General features: G+C 32.7%; 22 protein-coding genes. 3 read left to right on the top strand and 19 right to left on the bottom strand.

What is annotated here, in order from left to right; translation table 11 throughout:
- Positions 1-81: 81 nt before the first annotated feature.
- Positions 82-1347 (bottom strand): NAD(P)-dependent malic enzyme, encoded by a 1266-nt coding sequence (locus tag DFO73_RS23480; protein WP_110067130.1) that lies wholly within the window; start codon positions 1345-1347, stop codon positions 82-84.
- Between the two features lie 241 nt (positions 1348-1588).
- Between DFO73_RS23480 and citZ the strand changes: the two genes are divergently transcribed.
- On the top strand, positions 1589-2701 hold the full coding sequence (gene citZ / locus DFO73_RS23475) for a citrate synthase (protein ID WP_110067129.1): 1113 nt from the start codon (positions 1589-1591) through the stop codon (positions 2699-2701).
- Between the two features lie 115 nt (positions 2702-2816).
- On the opposite strand, the gene selA is transcribed toward citZ, so the two are convergent.
- Positions 2817-4205 (bottom strand): L-seryl-tRNA(Sec) selenium transferase, encoded by a 1389-nt coding sequence (gene selA, locus DFO73_RS23470; protein ID WP_110067128.1) that lies wholly within the window; start codon positions 4203-4205, stop codon positions 2817-2819.
- 994 nt (positions 4206-5199) lie between these two features.
- Here selA and DFO73_RS23465 point away from each other — a divergent pair.
- Complete coding sequence (locus DFO73_RS23465; RefSeq protein WP_110067127.1) at positions 5200-5331, top strand: FbpB family small basic protein; 132 nt, start codon at positions 5200-5202, stop codon at positions 5329-5331.
- A 231-nt stretch (positions 5332-5562) separates the two neighbouring features.
- On the opposite strand, the gene DFO73_RS23460 is transcribed toward DFO73_RS23465, so the two are convergent.
- The 9 genes from DFO73_RS23460 to DFO73_RS23420 form a co-directional block, all read right to left on the bottom strand.
- Positions 5563-5859: a tyrosine-type recombinase/integrase gene (locus DFO73_RS23460; RefSeq protein WP_110067126.1), complete on the bottom strand. Its 297-nt coding sequence runs from the start codon at positions 5857-5859 to the stop codon at positions 5563-5565.
- Positions 5810-6103, bottom strand: a complete 294-nt coding sequence (locus tag DFO73_RS29880; protein WP_375137346.1) for a tyrosine-type recombinase/integrase — start codon at positions 6101-6103, stop codon at positions 5810-5812. The genes DFO73_RS23460 and DFO73_RS29880 overlap by 50 nt, the downstream gene beginning before the upstream one ends.
- A 120-nt stretch (positions 6104-6223) precedes the next feature.
- Positions 6224-6517, bottom strand: coding sequence for a hypothetical protein (locus tag DFO73_RS23450; RefSeq protein WP_110067124.1), 294 nt, complete (start codon positions 6515-6517; stop codon positions 6224-6226).
- Positions 6518-7053: 536 nt separating this feature from the next.
- Positions 7054-7389, bottom strand: coding sequence for a hypothetical protein (locus DFO73_RS23445; protein WP_110067123.1), 336 nt, complete (start codon positions 7387-7389; stop codon positions 7054-7056).
- A 250-nt stretch (positions 7390-7639) separates the two neighbouring features.
- A complete protein-coding gene (locus DFO73_RS23440) occupies positions 7640-8311 on the bottom strand; it encodes a hypothetical protein (RefSeq protein ID WP_110067122.1) in 672 nt (223 codons plus the stop codon).
- Positions 8311-8556: a hypothetical protein gene (locus tag DFO73_RS23435; protein WP_110067121.1), complete on the bottom strand. Its 246-nt coding sequence runs from the start codon at positions 8554-8556 to the stop codon at positions 8311-8313. Before DFO73_RS23435 ends, DFO73_RS23440 begins: the two co-directional genes overlap by 1 nt.
- Positions 8549-9034 carry a phBC6A51 family helix-turn-helix protein gene (locus DFO73_RS23430; RefSeq protein ID WP_110067120.1) on the bottom strand — a complete coding sequence of 162 codons (486 nt, stop codon included), beginning with the start codon at positions 9032-9034 and terminating at the stop codon, positions 8549-8551. Before DFO73_RS23430 ends, DFO73_RS23435 begins: the two co-directional genes overlap by 8 nt.
- Before the next feature lie 17 nt (positions 9035-9051).
- Positions 9052-9465, bottom strand: a complete 414-nt coding sequence (locus DFO73_RS23425) for a hypothetical protein (protein WP_110067119.1) — start codon at positions 9463-9465, stop codon at positions 9052-9054.
- Positions 9466-9468: 3 nt separating this feature from the next.
- On the bottom strand, positions 9469-9705 hold the full coding sequence (locus DFO73_RS23420; RefSeq protein WP_110067118.1) for a helix-turn-helix domain-containing protein: 237 nt from the start codon (positions 9703-9705) through the stop codon (positions 9469-9471).
- A 341-nt stretch (positions 9706-10046) separates the two neighbouring features.
- On the opposite strand from DFO73_RS23420, the gene DFO73_RS23415 reads away from it, so the two are divergent.
- Positions 10047-10226 (top strand): hypothetical protein, encoded by a 180-nt coding sequence (locus DFO73_RS23415; RefSeq protein WP_110067117.1) that lies wholly within the window; start codon positions 10047-10049, stop codon positions 10224-10226.
- 1260 nt (positions 10227-11486) lie between these two features.
- On the opposite strand, the gene DFO73_RS23410 is transcribed toward DFO73_RS23415, so the two are convergent.
- From DFO73_RS23410 to DFO73_RS23375, 8 genes are all read right to left on the bottom strand, one after another.
- Complete coding sequence (locus tag DFO73_RS23410) at positions 11487-13082, bottom strand: hypothetical protein (protein ID WP_110067116.1); 1596 nt, start codon at positions 13080-13082, stop codon at positions 11487-11489.
- On the bottom strand, positions 13069-14610 hold the full coding sequence (locus tag DFO73_RS23405) for a hypothetical protein (RefSeq protein ID WP_110067115.1): 1542 nt from the start codon (positions 14608-14610) through the stop codon (positions 13069-13071). The genes DFO73_RS23410 and DFO73_RS23405 overlap by 14 nt, the downstream gene beginning before the upstream one ends.
- Positions 14611-14971: 361 nt before the next feature.
- Positions 14972-15568 (bottom strand): hypothetical protein, encoded by a 597-nt coding sequence (locus tag DFO73_RS23400; RefSeq protein ID WP_110067114.1) that lies wholly within the window; start codon positions 15566-15568, stop codon positions 14972-14974.
- A gap of 26 nt (positions 15569-15594) precedes the next feature.
- Positions 15595-16338, bottom strand: a complete 744-nt coding sequence (locus DFO73_RS23395) for a hypothetical protein (RefSeq protein ID WP_110067113.1) — start codon at positions 16336-16338, stop codon at positions 15595-15597.
- Positions 16339-16362: 24 nt separating this feature from the next.
- Entirely contained in the window at positions 16363-16866 is a 504-nt protein-coding gene (locus tag DFO73_RS23390) for a hypothetical protein (protein ID WP_110067112.1), read from the bottom strand.
- The gene (locus DFO73_RS23385; protein WP_110067111.1) at positions 16851-17144 is read right to left on the bottom strand and encodes a YjcQ family protein; all 294 of its coding nucleotides are present in this window, start codon (positions 17142-17144) and stop codon (positions 16851-16853) included. The genes DFO73_RS23390 and DFO73_RS23385 overlap by 16 nt, the downstream gene beginning before the upstream one ends.
- A gap of 37 nt (positions 17145-17181) precedes the next feature.
- On the bottom strand, positions 17182-17751 hold the full coding sequence (locus DFO73_RS23380) for a DUF3883 domain-containing protein (protein ID WP_181396114.1): 570 nt from the start codon (positions 17749-17751) through the stop codon (positions 17182-17184).
- Positions 17718-18575 carry a hypothetical protein gene (locus tag DFO73_RS23375; RefSeq protein WP_110067109.1) on the bottom strand — a complete coding sequence of 286 codons (858 nt, stop codon included), beginning with the start codon at positions 18573-18575 and terminating at the stop codon, positions 17718-17720. The genes DFO73_RS23380 and DFO73_RS23375 overlap by 34 nt, the downstream gene beginning before the upstream one ends.
- Positions 18576-18638 lie beyond the last annotated feature (63 nt).

The raw sequence follows: 18638 nt of genomic DNA, 5'->3' as shown, positions 1-18638 counted from the left end.
AGCCGTAAGGAACGTTGCTTGCGCTAGCAAGTAAAAAATTTATTCTATTACATCAACTCGAGTTTATCTGTATAGAATAGATTAGTATGAAGGTGACACATTAACCTTCATATCAGATTGCATGTGTGAAAAGTGATAAGCTTTATTTTTCAGATCACCGATATTCACTTCCTTCGTGGCAACCTTTGTCTTTATTGCAGCTTGTGCAACTGCAGCAGCAACCTCTGGTACGATACGAGGATCAAAAGGCAAGGGAATAATATAATCTTCCCTAAGCTCATATTCCGGGATCAACGAAGCAATTGCATAAGCTGCTGCAAGTTTCATCTCCTCATTAATAACGGTAGAACGTGTGTCTAAAGCCCCGCGGAATACACCAGGGAATGCCAGGACATTATTTACTTGATTTGGATAATCAGACCTACCTGTACCAATGATCTTCGCTCCAGCAGCTTTTGCTTCATCAGGTGTTATCTCCGGATCCGGATTTGCCATCGCAAAAATAATGGGGTCTCGATTCATCTTATAAATCATCTCTTTGGTAAGAGCACTGGGAGCTGATACCCCAATGAACACATCTGCTCCTACTATCACTTCTGACAATGGGCCACGAATTTGGTTTTGGTTCGTAAGCAATGCTATTTTTGCTTTAATCTCGTTCATCCCATATGGCCGTCCATCATAAATGGCTCCTTTGGAATCGCAAATGATTAATTCCTTTACTTTAAGTCGTGTTAACAGTTTTGCAACTGCAATTCCTGCTGCCCCTGCTCCATTAATTACTACTTTTACGGTGGATAAATTCTTTTTGGTTAATTTTAAGGCATTAATTAAACCTGCAAGTGTAACAATGGCCGTACCATGCTGGTCATCATGAAAAACGGGAATTTCAAGCTCTTCTTTTAATCTTTCTTCGATGATAAAACAATTCGGTGCTTTAATATCCTCTAAATTAATCCCGCCAAATGACGATTGAAGTAATTTAGTGATTTCTATAATCGTTTCAATATCACTTGTATTAATACAAAGTGGTATAGCATCCACATTAGCAAAACTTTTAAAAAGAATGGCCTTTCCTTCCATTACAGGTAAAGAAGCATCTGCACCAATATTCCCTAATCCGAGAACAGCTGTACCATCTGTGATGACTGCTACTGTATTCGCTTTCATTGTGTATTCATATAACTTTTCCTTATCTTTATAAATTTCCATGCATGGTTCAGCTACACCAGGGGAATAAAGAAGGCTTAATTTCTCCATACTATCAACTTTTATTTTTGACTTTGTTTCAAGCTTTCCTTGATATGCACGATGAATATTTAGTGCTTCTTCTTGTAATTTTCTCATCCCTTTCACTTCCTCACCTTTTGATTTGTAAAAGCTAATGAAATCCTCTTTTATCTCGTTATTTCTTTTTACCGATAAGAAGTTAATGGATACATTAAAAACCCATTTATTATAACCAAGGTTATTATATAATCAAAATTAACACAAGAATTTTTTTTATTTTCTGATTATTATGGATTAATTTATCAAGGTTATGTTATAATCTTGATTATAAATAAGCATGAAAGGAAGAGATGAGAAAATGCTGCAAACAAAAGGTTTAGAAGGCGTTATAGCAACTTCCTCGCAGGTAAGCTCCATTATAGATGGTGAATTAACATACCGGGGGTATAACATTAATGATTTATCGGATAATGCCAGCTTTGAAGAAGTCATATATCTATTGCTGAACGGCAGATTACCAAAAAAACAGGAATTAGATGAACTTAAAGCAGAGCTTACTGAAAGTGCTTTTGTTCATGAAGATATATTGGAGAAAATAGCACATATTCCTAAAGGTATACACCCTATGGCATTCCTTCGAACAACAATATCAAGTTTAGCTTATTATGATGATATAGCTGATGACATGAGTGAATGGGCAAATAAACGAAAAGCAATTCGATTACAGGCTCAGATTCCGACTATTGTGACAGCATTTTCAAGAATACGCGAAGGTAAAAATCCTGTTTTTCCTAGGAGTGACTTAGGATTTGCAGCTAATTTCCTTTATATGCTAAATGATGAAGAACCCGACGAAATTTCCGAAACCGCTTTAAATAAAGCGTTAATCCTTCATGCTGATCATGAACTTAATGCGTCCACTTTTACAGCTCGTGTATGTGTAGCTACCTTGTCAGATATTTATTCAGGTATTACATCCGCCATTGGAGCTCTAAAAGGACCTTTGCATGGTGGTGCGAATGAAGCTGTTATGAAAATGCTGATGGAAATTAATGATGTTGAACATGTAGAGGCTTATCTCAATAAAGCCTTTGAAAATAAAGAGAAAATTATGGGTTTTGGCCATCGGGTATATAAGTATGGGGATCCAAGGGCAAGGCATTTAAAAGAGATGTCAAAAGAGTTAACTTTAATAACTGGAGAGAAAAAATGGTATGATATTTCGGTAAGAATGGAAGAAATGATAAAAGAAGAAAAGGGGTTATTGCCAAACGTGGACTTTTATTCTGCATCTGTTTACCATAGTCTGGGTATCCAGCATGATCTGTTTACCCCAATTTTTGCGGTTAGTAGAACGGCTGGCTGGTTGGCACATATCTTAGAGCAATACAGCAACAATCGTCTCATTAGGCCTCGTGCAGATTATACCGGACTTAAAAATCAAATTTATGTCCCAATTGAAGAACGCTAATTCTTCTTTCTAATAATTGCTATTTAAAAACAGCCGAGAGGAAGAGTTCTCGGCTGTTTGAACTTTAATAGTTCCTTTTAATTTTAACAGATATAGACTATTTTTCCTTTGTTCATTAGATATGAAGAATTGCATTAATAAGAAACGGGATTTCTTCCTCTGTCACCGTGCGTAAATCTATTAGGACTTGGTCATTTTTAAGTCGAGTTACAATCGCTGGACTCCCTAGACGCAGGCGATCAAAAATCTGTTGTGAACTCAACTGATCATGACTTACCGCAACAACAAGTGTTGGGATTTCGACACCTGGCATTGTGCCTCCCCCAAGTTGAGAGGTACCTTCATTGATAACCATTTTCCAATTGTCCTTGTTTTGACTAATGCCATCAATAAATATATTAATTCTCTTTCTAATTTCTGATAAAGGAAGCAAAATATCGCGAATCGTTGGAATTTGTTCGGATTCTCCTTGAATATAGCCTTTAATGGTTGCCTCTAGTGCGGCTAAAGTCATTTTATCAACACGTAAAACACGTGCCATTTGATGATTTTTAAGCTTTTCTATTAATTCTCTCTTTCCAACAATTATTCCAGCTTGAGGGCCGCCCAAAAGCTTATCACCACTAAATGAAACAATATCTACTCCTTTTTTTAATACCTCTGATACAACTGGCTCATTCCCTATTTCGAAATGGTAAAGGGCTCCACTTCCTAAATCCTCATAAACAAGAAGTTGATCATGTTGTTTCGCTAGTTTAACTAGTTTCTCTGTTTCTACAGATTGCGTAAATCCAATTGTTTTAAAATTACTTGTATGTACCTTCATAAGAATGGAAGTTTCTTCATTAATTGCCTGCTCATAATCAAACAGATGTGTTTTGTTTGTGGTGCCTACTTCCTTTAGTTTTGCTCCGCTTTCTTCCATGATAGATGAAATTCTAAATGAACCCCCTATTTCAACCAGTTCACCTCGAGATACAATAACCTCTTGTTCCTTGGCCAAAGTACGTAGGATCAAATAAACTGCTGCCGCATTGTTATTTACAACCATCGCTGCTTCTGCACCAGTAATAGCTGTTAGAATGGATTCGATGATTTTATGTCGGGATCCCCGTATCCCTTTTGCAATTTCATATTCTAGATTTGAGTAATTTCTCGCAGTCAAAACAACTTGCTTGATTGCTTCTTCACTTAACCTTGCCCGTCCCAAATTTGTGTGTAGAATCGTTCCAGTTGCGTTAATAACGCGTCTTAAATTATTTTGATGAAATGTATCAGATTTTTGCTCTAGTTTTTTAAAGATATAGTTTTCAAAGTCCTCTTTAGAAAGAATGCCATCTTGCCATTTCCCATCTATTATCGCTTCACGTATGCTATTAATTTCATACTGGGCCCATTCCGTTAACTTTTGTAGGGTGATTCGTTTTTTTCTTCTTAATGTAATAAATCTTAAATCCTTTTGTATCAAGTGGATAGCTGGTAATTCACGAAGATATTTCTTCATTCCTAATATCCTCCCATAAAATCTTGATAGCGTAATTAGCAATAAGTCTAAATATAATTGCTCTGTAAATATTAAAAAACATATATAATATAAAAACAATATCATGATATAATCATGGTTACAATATTTTTTCAGATTATTCCGTTAAAAAGAATCCCTTTTACCAATAAATTACGTTACTAAAATAAACCCTCATTTCAAGTCCTTGCTATGGATCGACAATAATAGATTTCTATATTTCATCTAAGATCATCTCCTAATTTTAGTTGCATTATAAGTTCCATTCCCGTATGTTTACTCCAAGCGAAAAACTGTTTCCCCGTCACCTCCGCTGTCCGTTTTTCAAAATTGATACCCTGAGTATTACTTGGGAAGATTCAGAACTGGGGCACCATGGAGAAAAGAAGGAATGGTCTTTAGGAAAACACATGTGGCTGATTTTCCTTTAATCTTTTATAGCCAGAGTTCACAGAAGTTCACCCTATACTTATTCTTTTTGTTTTCTAACTACATTGGTTTTAATTGCCCACTGGTTTTGCAGGAGGAGCAGCTTTGAAATAATCTAAGATGATAAATAAAAAAGCCAGAATCACTCCCGGTTACCCATAAATATTTTAACACTTGGAGAAAAAATGTCCGGGGAATCCAGAAAGGCTACAGCCAGCCTGCAAAAGAAAAAATTGATCCTATTAAGTTCTGGCATATTTTTTGAAAATGTATGTTAGAGGCCACAAATAACGATATTGAAAGGTGGGAAGATTTGCTGTCACAGTAAGATGCTGCATAAAAAGTCTTTTATATTCCCTAGACCGATATATGATACTTTGAAAATTCAAGTCAACACTCAATTCGCTCCTTATATTTGCCTTTTATAAGCTCCCTCCTATGTTTAAAAGTTCACACATTGTTCAAATGTATTTGGTTTAGAGAGCTACTTCTTGTTGTATAATTATATAGAATATTCTGATAAAAAATGAAAGTGAGTTGAATTAGGGTGCGAAAAGATATTAAATCATTGAAGGAACTTATTGAAAAGAATAAACAGGATCTTTTAAATGACAAACAGGCTTTAGAAAGAATTGATAAACGCATAGAGGAACGACATGCCCTAAAAAGGCTAGCATAATGCCCTTTATGAAAAAGTGTGCAAACAAATGAGAAACACATCTCTTATAAATGCAATATACAAAAAACCCCGGATTTAGTGACTTTTTTATTAGTGTCCAATATCCGGGGTATAATCCGTTCCCCTCATTTTATTAGTTCTGGAGATTCATAAAAATGGTTGATAAACTTCTTGGTAGCCTTTAAATAACTTTTTGTATGTTAATTGGGCTGCCATTGCCTAAGTATATAATTATAGATGATTAATTGGACTGTATTGATGATGTTGCTGTTTAATATCTTCACCGTTCATTTGAATATATTTTCTGACCATATTCATCGTTGCATGACCTAGGATGCGCTGCAAAGTAAAGGCATCCCCGCCATTTAAAATATAAAATTTTGCAAACGTATGGCGAAACGTATGAGGCGAAACACGAATATCTCTTAATCCTGCCTGGTCGCCGTATTGTTTGATTCTTGATCTGACCCAGCTGGGATTAATTCTTCCTCCGTAATTGGATAAAAAAAATATAGTCGGTATCTTCAAATATCCTGTTTTCCTTTATTAGTGTATGAATCATTTTAGCTGTTTTTTTGGATAACGGAAGGATCCGTGCGATTGTATTCTTGGCAAGCGGTGCCGGTATTTTAATCATTTTCTGTTCATAATAAAAATCTTTACTGGTAAGCCCTAAAGCTTCGTTTGCTCTGATTCCAGTATCTAAAAATAATAAAAGCAATACATAATCCCTGAAGCCTGCATATGTTCGCTGGTTCTGCTGTTTTAACAGATCGGTTATCTGCTGTTTTGTGAATGCATCTATAGTGTCTTGTTCCGTTTTTAAGTGTTTGACCCTTGTTGTCGAGTTTTCCGGAATATGCCCTTCATCTTTTAAGAATTTAAAGAAGCATTATAACGTTCTCAGTCTGATGTTAACAGTCGTCGGTGATAGCCCCTTTTTATCAGTTTTATACCTTACTGATGCTTGTATGTGGTCGTCCCATAATTTTTTCTCCCTACTCACATAATAAACATAATCCCGAATCGTATCAGTTGAAATCTCTTCAGCATATTCCATTTGCTGATATTTCTTTGTTAAGAATCCGGTGAAATATTTAAAATTGGTCCTGTGGTCTTTTAGCGTCCTCTCACGCAGCCCTTCCAGTTCTTTTGCGCGCATGAAAGTGTTAAATAAATCATCCAACCGCTTTCCTCTAATTGGTTCATGTGTTTCTTCCTGGAACGACCGTAAATTTACTGTTTTTCTTCCTTTTCTTTTGCTTTTTACAGATAAAAAAACCTCCTTTGATTAGCGGAGTTAGCCCACATAAGCAAAGGAGGTCACAAGGTCTGTTTTATGTACCCTACACGGTCTATAGGGAAAATAAAGCATCTGCCATTTATATATAAACCATAAGAAAAGCCTGATCTATCAACGTTTTTGGCGGGACCGCCTGGGAATCGAACCCAGCTGACCTGGCACGCAGGTCACAAGCGGTTTTGAAGACCGTGGAGTAAAATCCATCCTTATAATCTTCTTTAAATCACCGTCAAATCAACTTTTAATGAATAATAACACCCGTATTACTGCTGAAAAACCACCAGTATTTACGTTAAATCCTAATGTATATTATAAGGTAAATACTAATGCTATTTCAAGAGAATTTTTCCAATTTGGTACTATTAATTCTGTACTTGTAAACCCACCATATTTACTCCATTAAAGAACAACATGAAACATTAATATTCAATTTCTGCTGATTCAACAATCCATTCTATTAGTTGCTTCTTTAAAACTTCCATTCTGTTTGCATCTGTGGATAAGCAGTAATCATAAATATACTCATCTGCAATTTCATCATCTTCAGAAAAACCAAGGTGTTTTAATAATTCCTTGCTGTATTCGTCTCCACTTCTTAAACCTAATTGAACCAAACAGTTCTCTAGTTTACTTTCCTCTTCAATTCTGTCATATAAATTTGAGATATTTTCGTATAACTTCAGAAGTACAACAGAAAACACTTCAGAATCCAGTCTACTAATATTATTGATTATTTTTGCAGTTTTCATCTCCATATTCATCACCCCTTCCCTATTATATAGGTATTTTTTATAAACAAACTTGCTTAGTTTTATCGTATAGATAGATACTTGAGAAACAACATGCAGCCAAATTAACTTTTGTTATATGGATAATAACCTATATAGTCATAAAAAAAGAACCCCAATTCAGAACCAGCAAAGGAACTGTAAAGGGGTTTTGTTTTGCTTTCTTATGTCATGTTTTGTCATGGTGCTTTTATTGAAAATTATTATTCAATTTCAATTACTTAATATATCCGGCTTTCTTTCCTTTCTCAACTGCTGAAATAGTCGGTGAAGGAAGTCGGCCATAATTCAAAGCATCAAATACTTCATTCTGCTGAACCATTAAGTTAGTGGTGCTGTATCCATTGCCATAACCAGCAAAACCGATTGCTTCATATGCACCTGACAAATAGTTTTGATTCTTTTTACCAAGCTTTACAAGAATGTTATTCAATCTGTTTTCTGTACTAACAGCTTTCCAGTATTCTTCCCTCGCTTCTGCTATCTTCTGAAGATATTCAAGCTTTGCCTGTTGCATCTTGTATTTAATCTGACTAACTTCATTAGATGCTTCACCAACATTTTCAGCCTGTGCTTTTTTAATTTCTGCAAGCACTGCATCAACATCTTCAGTTTTGTAAGTATCAATTAACCCTATTTCTTTATGAAGGGTTTCAATCTTTTCTGTTAATGCCTTCACTGTAACGGCTTCAGCTTCATATGCTTCTTCTGTAATATCTCCTAATACTTTCATCTTGTGAAAGTCTTTAAGCTTAAACTGTGCATCCTGAAGCTTCTGCTGGGTTTCAATCAGTTCTTCCTGTTTCTTTTCTAAAGTTTGTTCATATCGTTCTGAAGTAGTTTCAATCTTTCCTAATAAGTTATTTATTACAGTTTTAATCTTTGCCATTATTCCGCATCCCCTTTTAATTGTTTTAGTTGTTCTGATAATTCCAGTACAGAAGCACTTAATAAGTTAATCTGTTCTTCCTGTGTTAATTGCTGTTTTACTTCACCTTTTTCAGCTTCCTTTTCCCGTTGTTCCTTCTCCTGTTCATTCTTCATTTCAGCAACTTTTTCTGCACGCTGCTTTTCTCTTTCTTCAGCTTGTAATCGTATGCCTTCGCTAATATACATAATTGGTGGTTTATTCATTGTTATCAGTTCCTTCCCTGTTTGGTTTATCTGCTGTTTTTAATCTTGCAAGAAGTCCAAGTTTCTTTTCTTCAACACTCTTTTCTGATTGTCTTTCGTGTGCTGGTGTTATACCTAACTCTTTCATGCGTTCCTGTTTCTCTGCTTCTACCACATACGAGAAGTTATCAAGAAAAAGCTGTATTTCCCTTACACCTGCATTTGCCTTTGTAGCTTCAGCCATAATTTTTTTCTTTACCAGTTGATAGGCTTGTCTTTCATCATCTGAAATAATGCTTCCACCTAAAGCAACTAAATAAGATTCAAAGACTTCATTTTTCCGCCATTCATAAAAGGTTTTAGTGCTGATTCTGTACTTACTACAAAATTCAGTAACCCCTATCCCCTTTTCATGCCTTTCTGATACAAAAGCCTTTGCTATCCTTATCTGTTCATCTGATAAAGTATCAGGTGCTTTCGCTTCATTGTTTTCAGTCATTTAGTAGTACCCCCTTTTTAAACTGATGTGCGAATAAGCCCATTTTTGACAGTAATATTTGTTGTATTGGTCCAGTTCCTGACTTTGTTTTTTACTTCATTCTTACAAAGGTTTGTTTCCAGCATCTTTTTAATTAATGCTAAAGCCTGTTTACTGTTTCCATTCCTTCCAGTGAGTTCACACCGTAAATCTTCCAAGCTGGCAATTAGTTTTGTTTTTGATTTATTAGCAAGATTAATAAATACCTTTTGATGTGATTTATCTGTTTCCCTTACATAGTTGTACTGGTAAGTAAATTCGGTATCTTTAACAGCCTGTAAAGTATCTTCCATCATTAAATGAATAATAGCTTTCTGTTCCTTGTGTGTGCCGTTCTGTAAAGATGTTTGAATGTATATAAGGTTTTGCCTGATTTGACTTCTGTAATCCACTTGTTACACCCCTTTTATTCTCCTGTTATTAAAGACACCCTGAAGCAATACAATATCCTGTGTACTGATTCCAGCATCTGAAAAGACTTGCATTATCTTAAATTCTGTTTCAGGTTGTGCTGGTACAATTCCCTTTTCTATTTTGCTGATAAGAGATTGATGCACCCCGACTTTTGAAGCCAGTTCTGATTGTGATAAATCTGTTATACTTCTTAAATATTTGATTAGTTCAACATTCATTAATCTGTTACACCCCTTTATATGTAATTCTTAAAATATGAATAATTAATAAAAAGAAAGAGTGCCTGAAATGAAATCAGACACCCACACACTTTTTACCTTTAGGTAGTTGCAATTGATAAGTACACATACGAAACTAAGAAAAGAAGAAAAAGTTTTAAACATAACATTCAATCACAGAATATTTATTTTTTATTTTTTTTAGAAAGATTCATCTGCTTATATCGTTTCATCAGCTTGTTACCTTCCTATACATTAGGACTTAAAACAATGCATTTGTCAGACAGAACCGTTAATATTTTATGAATAGATAATAAAAATAAAAGCTAGGGGTGACTGGAATGGAAAAGGAAAAGGTAAAGCAAATACTATCAGTTTTAAAAACTATGCTGGATGAACAGAAGGCTTTCAGGCAGGAAGTAAAGGAGAATTTTACAGAAGTGAATAACAAACTGGATAGGATAGAATCCTTTGAAAAATCCCTTATTGAAAAATCCAAGAACCTTAAAAATTTTATGTAATTTTTTAAAGCCGTTTTTGATATTTCATATTTCTAAAATTCCTGATAAGGGGTAGGGGTTGCCACAAGGTAGTTCGGAAGGTATTCGGAAGGTGCGAAAAGATTCTGTAAAGGTTCTGAAGGAATATCACAAGGCAGGAAATACCAGCACCCTAAAATTGGTGTGTATTTGTTCAGATAGCTAACTCCCACACCATGCAACCCGTCTCCCCATGATGGGTGGGTATCTGTATTTTTGAATATTAATCTTCAACTTTAATCAGATATTTATGTATGAATTGTATTTGCTGTTAATTTAAAAATGTTTTTATTACTGTTTTGGAGCAGTCTTCGAATGTATATTGATGAATTGAATATTCACGTTTAGTTTACATAATAACCATTATGTAAAATACAACGAGTGTATAAACGTTGGTGTAAAGCCATTCACAAACTTGCTTGAATTATGTAATATGCAGGATTTTATGCAAAGACTATTATACCAGTACTTGAAGGCTTATGTGCATGATTGTGAAAAAACAGTTCACTGCATAAAATTAAGCCTATTCCCTGCATAAACAACACCCCTATTTTTAAACCAATCCCCCCCTGATTAATTAACTGGTGTCCCCATATAAAATAACCGGTATTCCTGTAAAGAAAAAATACTTGACACCCATTTCCCTTTCCACACCCTTGAAGCGTTTGCTGGGTAAATCAGCCCTTTTTCAACATATAACCTGTTCACATTTTAGACACATTTACAATAGACTGACACATCCCTGATAAAGTACAGGGCGACACAGAAACTCACATTAAAATATTTTAATACAGTATCCCACCTTGTATAAAATTCTTTAATCAGTCCGTTAACCCTTCCTAAACGCTGCATAACGGTAATACAAGTATATGAACTTTATGAACCCTATTTGTGAAACCTTTGTGACAGTTAGACACAGTTTGTCTTATAAGCACCCTGCAAAAGGTACATATGTTTAGAGAAACAGAGATAACGGTAAACTTCTTTAAAAGTTTTCGGTTAAACAACTAACTAATTAAGCCTAACGGCTTAGTTCTTCACTTCGTTCAGAACCATTAGAAATATAACTAATAAGATTAAATTTAACGATTTGCTGAACAAAGTGAAGCAAATTACGAACGAAGTGAGTATTATTTCTATTAATATCTTCTAAAACTTATAGTAATAAATATTAATTAAATACCCTTCCATAACCTTATTACTGGTTCTGGAAAGGTTATTCTTTTTTACAAGACAAATTATCTAAGATTCTAACGAAAATCCACCTTTGTAACTAAATTCAGGTTGGCTAATTTCAATACCTAAACATTTTTTTGTAGTTACAGTTGTTTCAATAAAGTCTCCAGCATTTTTAATATACCTTTCTTCAAATAAAATTTCAGATAAAACCTTTAAATTATTTTCACACTCAGAAAGTGCTTTTTCTAACATTCTTATGTTAACAATTTTATAAGTGCTTCTATTTAAGAAGCCACTTCCAATAGTTAAATTAGTTAAAACAAAATAATAAAAATTTACTGGAGTTTCATCAAAGTTATTGCCAAAAGCACTTTTCAATGTTTTTAAAGTGTTTCCTTCCGCTGCATTTTTATATTTCGGTAATTGTATTTCTAATCCTTTTACTAAAGGCTTTTCTTTTGTCTTTATTTCTGAAGGAGTGAAGGGTTCTGTTATCCATTTTAATTCAAAGCAAATAAGTGTTTTAGTAATTTCATCAAAGACAATATAATCTATATCAGAATCGGGAATATTCACTGAATCTTTTTTATATTTAAAGTCGCGAAAAAGCTTATATAGTTTTTCAACAAAGATTACTTCTCTTCTATCATCATCTGTGGGAACTTCTTGCCCAATATTTTGATAGTAACTTATATGTTTATCAAAGACCTGAAGACTATACCTTTCGGGTTCATGACTAAATATTGCAGATGGAATAATAATATATCTTGAATCAGGCATCTTTATAATTGGTTCAGAAATTAACGATGAATGTATCCTATTAAACTTTTTCTGACCATTGAAACTAAGTATTTCCAACATATCTTTAGCCTTATCTAGAGTTAAACTTCTTAAATTCCATTTCTCTGGATTTACTTCCATCAATTTAAAATTATTCACCTTATCATAACTAATTTCTTGATTTTTATTTACAAACTTTTTAAACTCTAAAACATTTAGACTTTTTTTATTCCAGGCATCAGTGTATAAATGCTTCCAGAATTCTTTCACTTGACCAATTGTAAAATCTAAAATTCTATAGTCATCAGGTAATTCAAAATCACATTCAACCAAGTTTTTGGCATGAAACTGTGCATTAAGATAACGACCATTCTTTTTGGCTTTTTCTTTTTTTTCAATTATCTTTCTACCCTTATGTTCCTGGAAGTCAGTTATCAATAAATGATTTACTTTTTCATAAAAGTCTACTTCCTTGTTAATGTATGTAAAACTTACTTTTTCATCATTTATTATATTAGCTGTAAATAAATTAAAATACTCAGATAAAAAGGCCGTATTAGACTGGTGGACTTCATATACTTTCTGGAAATAATTATGTAGAACGTTAAAATCAATATTACTAAAATCTTTATCTTCTACAATTTCCCCTTCCCAAACCCATTTAATAATTTCTGCTATTACATGAATTATTTTTGCATCATTATTTATAAATGTTTCATAGGTTTTTAAGTAATCATAAAACAAAGCTTCGTATAGCTTACAATAGTAACTAATTGTATTATTACTGCCTATAACACTAACAACTTCTCGAAAAAAATCGTTCTTTATTAAATCCATTTCTTCAAATATTTTATTTGAAATCGACTTAAGTGCTTTCATTTTTGTCTCCTATTCTTTTTAAATATCTAACTAATAAGGGTAATAATTGTTTTGACAATATGTTTTCAACTTCATTAATTTCCAAATAGGAAATCCGGAGTAAAGGTATATTATTTGCACTGCAAAATTTATTTTTTATTTCATCATTTTCTAGTCTTTTCAAGAAGGATTGTTCACCACCAAAATATTCTCTTGCACGAAAGTGTTGTTCCCCGTCAAATTCAACCAAATAAAGTAGTTGATTGAGTTTATTAAAAACAGCAAAATCAAATGGAAGCGGTTTATTATTTCTACATTCACTAATTCTATATTGTCTAATATGGTGAATACCCTTATCAATTAACCAGTTAGCAATCTTTTCTTCACCAGCTGAAGCTGGTGAACATGCTAAACAACCAAAACCATTTTTGGCACTTTTATATGTTTTATATCCTATGTACCCACATTCCTGACACTCATAAGTAAGTGGGGTATTACTATTTTTATATTCATTATCTAAAAGTTTAAGATTCAGATTTAAAAAGACACTTTTTCTAACATCTAAAGATGGTTTTTCTAGTCCAGAACATTTCCTGCAGCCTTTGTCACTGTTAAAATTATTTAAATTCATAAATACTTCATGGCCGGCAGGGCACCTAAGTTCAATGGTAGCCCTATTAGATTCGTATGTTTCTGATACTAGTTTCCATCCTTTTCCCTGAATGATTTTTTTCACATCTGTATATAATAGCCGTTGATTATTTGCGTTTTGGATGTTTGCACATTTTTTGCATCCTTTTCCTGCCCTTAAATTTGATACTGTTTTATCACCTATATAACCGCAAACAAGACAAAGATATTTCATGGGTGTTCGTGCATTTGCATATTCATTTTCTTTAAGCAAAAGTTGATTTTCTGAAAATAAATTTCTTACTTCGTTTAAGTCTAAAGGTAATATTCCTGCACATTTGGGACAACCCTTTCCTACCTTCGCAACTGACAAACTCTTTTTATCCTTATAGCCACAATCAATACATTCATAAGACATTTCTTCATTAAAATTTTTGTATTCTTTTTCAGTTAATAATAAACCCGCCTGTTTAAAAATTTCCTTGGCATCTTCAATTGTATATTTAAGAAGGTTTTTACGTTTCATCACTTCTCCGCAAAATATACAACCATACTCACCTTGAATAATAGTGGCATATGTTCTTTTATCTTTTTTTTGACAAATAATACATTCATATTCTAACGGTTCAGTTCGCTTAACATAATCAGTGGAAAGAAGTCTTAAATTTTTTTTTATTAGTTCTTCTCTAACAGTGTTAATGGAAAGTCTTTTTGAAACTCCAGCCTTTTTCTTTCCGCATTTCTTACAACCTTGTTTTCTATAATAAACTTTCGAGAAACTTTTTTTATCTATATGTCCGCATTTTAAGCATTCATAATCCATTAATTCTTTAGAACTTATATAACTCTTGCTTAACAACTTAAGTCCTACATTTTTAAACTCTTCTTTAACTTCTTCAAGCTTCCATGTTTTCACCATATTATCACCTTGTTGTACTGTTTACCTATGTCAAATAAAATACAAAACCTAAAGGAAGATATTCCTTTAGGTTAATTATACAAGAGTAACTTTATGTTAACAGTGGTTTTTTTTTCCACTCCTTTTCTGTTTTGTTGACTTGATATTAGTTGCCTGTTGAACGGTTCGTTTCTTTTTCCCTTCACAACGCTGTTAGCTACTCCCTATGGTTGCTTTCCCTTCTTCTTTTCCAGTTCGTTGCGTACTGCTGTAAGGTTGAAGGGAATCTTTTTTTGTCCATTGAACACTTTCAGCATTTGAATTGAAAATTAATATTCAATCAGTTCAATAAGGCCGCAGCTAACCAGTTCTAAGAATTTAATTACTGCTTTAGAAAGGTAATAAGTTCAGAATAAACGTTTACTGACGATGTTAATATTTCATCCAAAAATTTCTGTTTAGTTTCCTTGTTCCTTTTATTTCCTAACATTGAATTTATGTTTGCAAGAAATTGTTTATCAGCTTCAATATCATTCCCCATTAAAGTTTCAATATCGACCTCAATACTTTTACTGTGTACCAATGTATTTCTAACAGTAATTAAATCATAAAGACTTTGATAAAGTTGTTTATCTTTTGGGAACTGTTTACCAGTTGCTTCAAAGTAAATATTTACAACCTTATCAATAACATTACCTTTGTCAAACTCATTAAATTTCTTTTCGCCCAAAAAACAAAACCCATATTCGTTTATGAGTGATTCAACTGACATAACCAAAAATACCACCGTAATAATTGCATTCTTTTCCTTATCTCTAAACAAGCCAAAATATGACTGGTTTTGTTCAGGGTCTTTTGAAAAAATATCCCATTGTGCATTATTATCTGTAAGTTCGTTGTATTGGTTTAGGCATTCCATGTATTTTTGGTAATGTTCCATTGCTATTTGAAAATAAAAGGTATGCAATGCAATATGCATTTTAGTTCCCCATTCTTACATTGAATTTAAGAATAATCACCAATTGATAATTCATTTACTATTTGCTTTTTGAGTTTACCTACACATTCTTCTATAAATTGAATCTCCCCATCAAGGCTATCAATTTTTTCTTTAAAAAAGCCTTCTTCAATTTCTATATCAACCATCTGTTTTACTAAGACCTGCACAGATATTATTTTACTTACTTCATTCATTTTAGGTTTCATAGGTAAAGTAACCGAAATAACATCATTTGAATAATACAGTTCGTTTTCCTCGAAATAATCAATAAATTTATTTATTTCTAACATTGTTTCCTTCAATCTGGTTGCAACAATTGAAGACTTTATTATCGAAAAATCTCGATATTGTTGAAACCTTCTATTAGTTTTTTGAACTTCAAATTCATCTTTAATTTCAGTTTTTAAATAGACCTCTATCTCTTCATATGTCATGTCTTCGAATTTTGGCCAAACAGTTTCTTTTCTGGAATGATTTATTTTGTTTAATGATGAAAGTGCTAATTTAAATAACACTCGGTATGATTCGTGTCTTCTCGACCTGTATAAGTTGAAATCATGCAATTTTCTTTGATAGTCAAACTTTTTTTCTTCAGTAATTAAGTTTAGGTCATGTTTATATTCTTCAAGTTCTTTCTTAAAAAAATGTGCAACAAGGTTTTTAAAATATGATTTTAATAAAAAAGTCACCACAGCTATTAGTATTGTAGCTTGTCCCAAAAATTTAAGCAGTTCATTTACATATTCCATTTTTCAGCACCTTTTTATAAGTATTTAACTTTCAGGAAACATCAGCTTAATCAGTAGTTTCCCATAACTCAATAATCCTGACATGGCATCCAGTGCATCATTTGTTTCCTGGGCTTTACCTACCACTGTTTTAACAATGCCTTCAGCTTCTTCAACTGTTTGTGCTTTTAACACTTCAGTCATTTCCTGAAATAAACCAAGCATTTCTTCATTGATTTCATTATTTTTTCTAATCAAACCAACCATTTCCGGCAAATAAGCAGTATTGGCGACAATTTGTTGAATCATTTCATTTAACTGCATTTCTCGTTGTTCTTTTTGTTGTTGTTTTAGTTCCTGTTCTTGTCTTTCCATTTCCTTTAAACGATTTATTCTATCCAGCATTTCTCCTACATTAGCCAAACTTGTTTTATTATAATCAAGTTTTTGGAAAGCTGGTTTCAAAGCTGATTCAATATTTATTTTTGGTATAATTCCAAACTTCTCCATTTTTCCTCCTCTATATTTTCCATCTATAATTTCAACCAATCACGAACCTCTTTAATACCTTTGTATGTTTTTGTAAAAGCATTATTTTCTTCTAAAAACTCTAATCCACTCATTGTAATTTTAGCTGAATGATAACCAACATAATAAACAGTATCATCTGCATATTGAATCATAATATTTCTTGCAAATCCTTCACTTCTAATTAATTCTGCAAGTTCTCCCCACTGTTCATCATCCAGTTCATAATCTGATTGTTTTGGTTCATTACCTTGTTCAATTTCCTTCAGAATACTGTATAGCAGCTTTTTTCTGTTCATTTTCCCTTCTCCTAAAAATTTTTTCACTCTAGTTAAGTTAGCAATTCTTCTGGTTTCTCTTTTTAACTTTCCAGTTGTATTCTTCAAATCGGTATTCCTTGTTTGAATTTATATCTTTGATTTTTACTATTTCTGGGGATTCTGACATTACACTTGTTACAACATATATTAAATACGTTAAACCTTCTTCTTTCATACGTTTTGCGGTTTTATATTCATGATTTGATATGTAAAACTCAATCTCTGTTCCAGTTGTTGCTTTTACTTCAATATGAACTGGTTCTCCTTCACGAGTAAAAGAAAGAATATCATAACCATTTTTAGGGTTTAAAGCTTTCCGTTCATCAATCATTTCAGCATAGATAGTGCCCTTTAAGTAATTGTGTTCATGTTCATATACAAATGTTTCACCTAGTCTCCCTATCTCCATTTGTAGTTCATGTAGTTTTAAGTAGTCAATTTCTGTATTTAGTATTTTTTCCTTCAAATCTTCGTATGCATATAATGTAGATAAATCACTTTTTGCATTATCTATTGTAATATTTGATTCTTTAATACATTGAATCTCAATCTCTAAATCTCGTTTTTTTTTAAGTCCTCTGAACAATGAATGCATACAATTCTATTATTAACCGAACGCCAATTTTCAGCTATGTTTGTATAACTTTTACGACAATTTCCACATTTAAGACTGAAATCCCTTTTAGCTTTTTTAATCATTAAAGGGATTAGTTTTCTTTCTAACTTTGCAATTTCCCCTATTTTCTCAAAGTAAGCATCAGCGGTAGCAAAGCGATTATAATTGCTACTACGTTCGGATAGTTGTATGAACATAATTTCAAACTTTTCAGGAACTGGCAGCAATCCTTCAGAAGTCTTAAGATATCCATTTGAATAACTTTCGCTTGTTATTTTTTTTCTTAGTTCTTCTACCGGCAAACCTAAGTCGAAAACAGCATACCAACAAAATTGCATTTTTAAAGTATCTAACTTAGATGATTTTACATCCAAAACCTTTTGAATTAATATTAGTTCTTGTATTGTTAATGGAATAACTTCAGTTTCCTTTTCTTTTTTTACATTTTGACCTATATTCTTTTGTCTTAACTTATTAGCAAGAAAACCATTTTTTATACTCTCTTTCCTTTTAAAAATTTCATTAAATCCAATTGGATTATTCAAAAAATCATAGGCAAATAAAAATCGAAAAAAGCTTTTCATGTAAATTTCATTAGAAGTAAGTTTTTTATCATCATTAGGAAATATCTTTAGATAATCTGCAAAGGTAATTTCAGCAACGTCTTTTTTATGTAGTTCATCTTTTAACAACCTACTAACAGCTGAATTCATATTTGCATGTGAAGATTCCGCATAAGTTGATAAGAATTCATCAATAGCCTTAATAGTGTTATTAGGTAAAGGCACACTCATTCTTTACCACTCCTTGGAAGTTCATTTATGAATATTTTACCATATATTTCAAAGGTGAGTGGT

The organism is Cytobacillus oceanisediminis (genome assembly GCF_003182355.1).
Lineage (GTDB): Bacteria > Bacillota > Bacilli > Bacillales > Cytobacillaceae > Cytobacillus > Cytobacillus oceanisediminis_A.
This window is presented reverse-complemented; position numbering and strand designations above follow the sequence as displayed.

Excerpts from the sequence above, each read along its gene's own strand:
- DFO73_RS23435 (WP_110067121.1), bottom strand. The coding sequence starts at position 8,556 with ATGAATAAACCACCAATTATGTATATTAGCGAAGGCATACGATTACAA.
- DFO73_RS23410 (WP_110067116.1), bottom strand. The coding sequence starts at position 13,082 with ATGAAAGCACTTAAGTCGATTTCAAATAAAATATTTGAAGAAATGGAT.
- citZ (WP_110067129.1), top strand. The coding sequence starts at position 1,589 with ATGCTGCAAACAAAAGGTTTAGAAGGCGTTATAGCAACTTCCTCGCAG.
- DFO73_RS23430 (WP_110067120.1), bottom strand. The coding sequence starts at position 9,034 with ATGACTGAAAACAATGAAGCGAAAGCACCTGATACTTTATCAGATGAA.
- DFO73_RS23440 (WP_110067122.1), bottom strand. The coding sequence starts at position 8,311 with ATGGCAAAGATTAAAACTGTAATAAATAACTTATTAGGAAAGATTGAA.
- DFO73_RS23480 (WP_110067130.1), bottom strand. The coding sequence starts at position 1,347 with ATGAGAAAATTACAAGAAGAAGCACTAAATATTCATCGTGCATATCAA.
- DFO73_RS23395 (WP_110067113.1), bottom strand. The coding sequence starts at position 16,338 with ATGGAATATGTAAATGAACTGCTTAAATTTTTGGGACAAGCTACAATA.
- DFO73_RS23420 (WP_110067118.1), bottom strand. The coding sequence starts at position 9,705 with ATGAATGTTGAACTAATCAAATATTTAAGAAGTATAACAGATTTATCA.
- DFO73_RS23405 (WP_110067115.1), bottom strand. The coding sequence starts at position 14,610 with ATGGTGAAAACATGGAAGCTTGAAGAAGTTAAAGAAGAGTTTAAAAAT.
- DFO73_RS23375 (WP_110067109.1), bottom strand. The coding sequence starts at position 18,575 with ATGAGTGTGCCTTTACCTAATAACACTATTAAGGCTATTGATGAATTC.
- DFO73_RS23400 (WP_110067114.1), bottom strand. The coding sequence starts at position 15,568 with ATGCATATTGCATTGCATACCTTTTATTTTCAAATAGCAATGGAACAT.
- DFO73_RS23445 (WP_110067123.1), bottom strand. The coding sequence starts at position 7,389 with ATGGAGATGAAAACTGCAAAAATAATCAATAATATTAGTAGACTGGAT.
- selA (WP_110067128.1), bottom strand. The coding sequence starts at position 4,205 with ATGAAGAAATATCTTCGTGAATTACCAGCTATCCACTTGATACAAAAG.
- DFO73_RS23415 (WP_110067117.1), top strand. The coding sequence starts at position 10,047 with ATGGAAAAGGAAAAGGTAAAGCAAATACTATCAGTTTTAAAAACTATG.
- DFO73_RS23385 (WP_110067111.1), bottom strand. The coding sequence starts at position 17,144 with ATGAACAGAAAAAAGCTGCTATACAGTATTCTGAAGGAAATTGAACAA.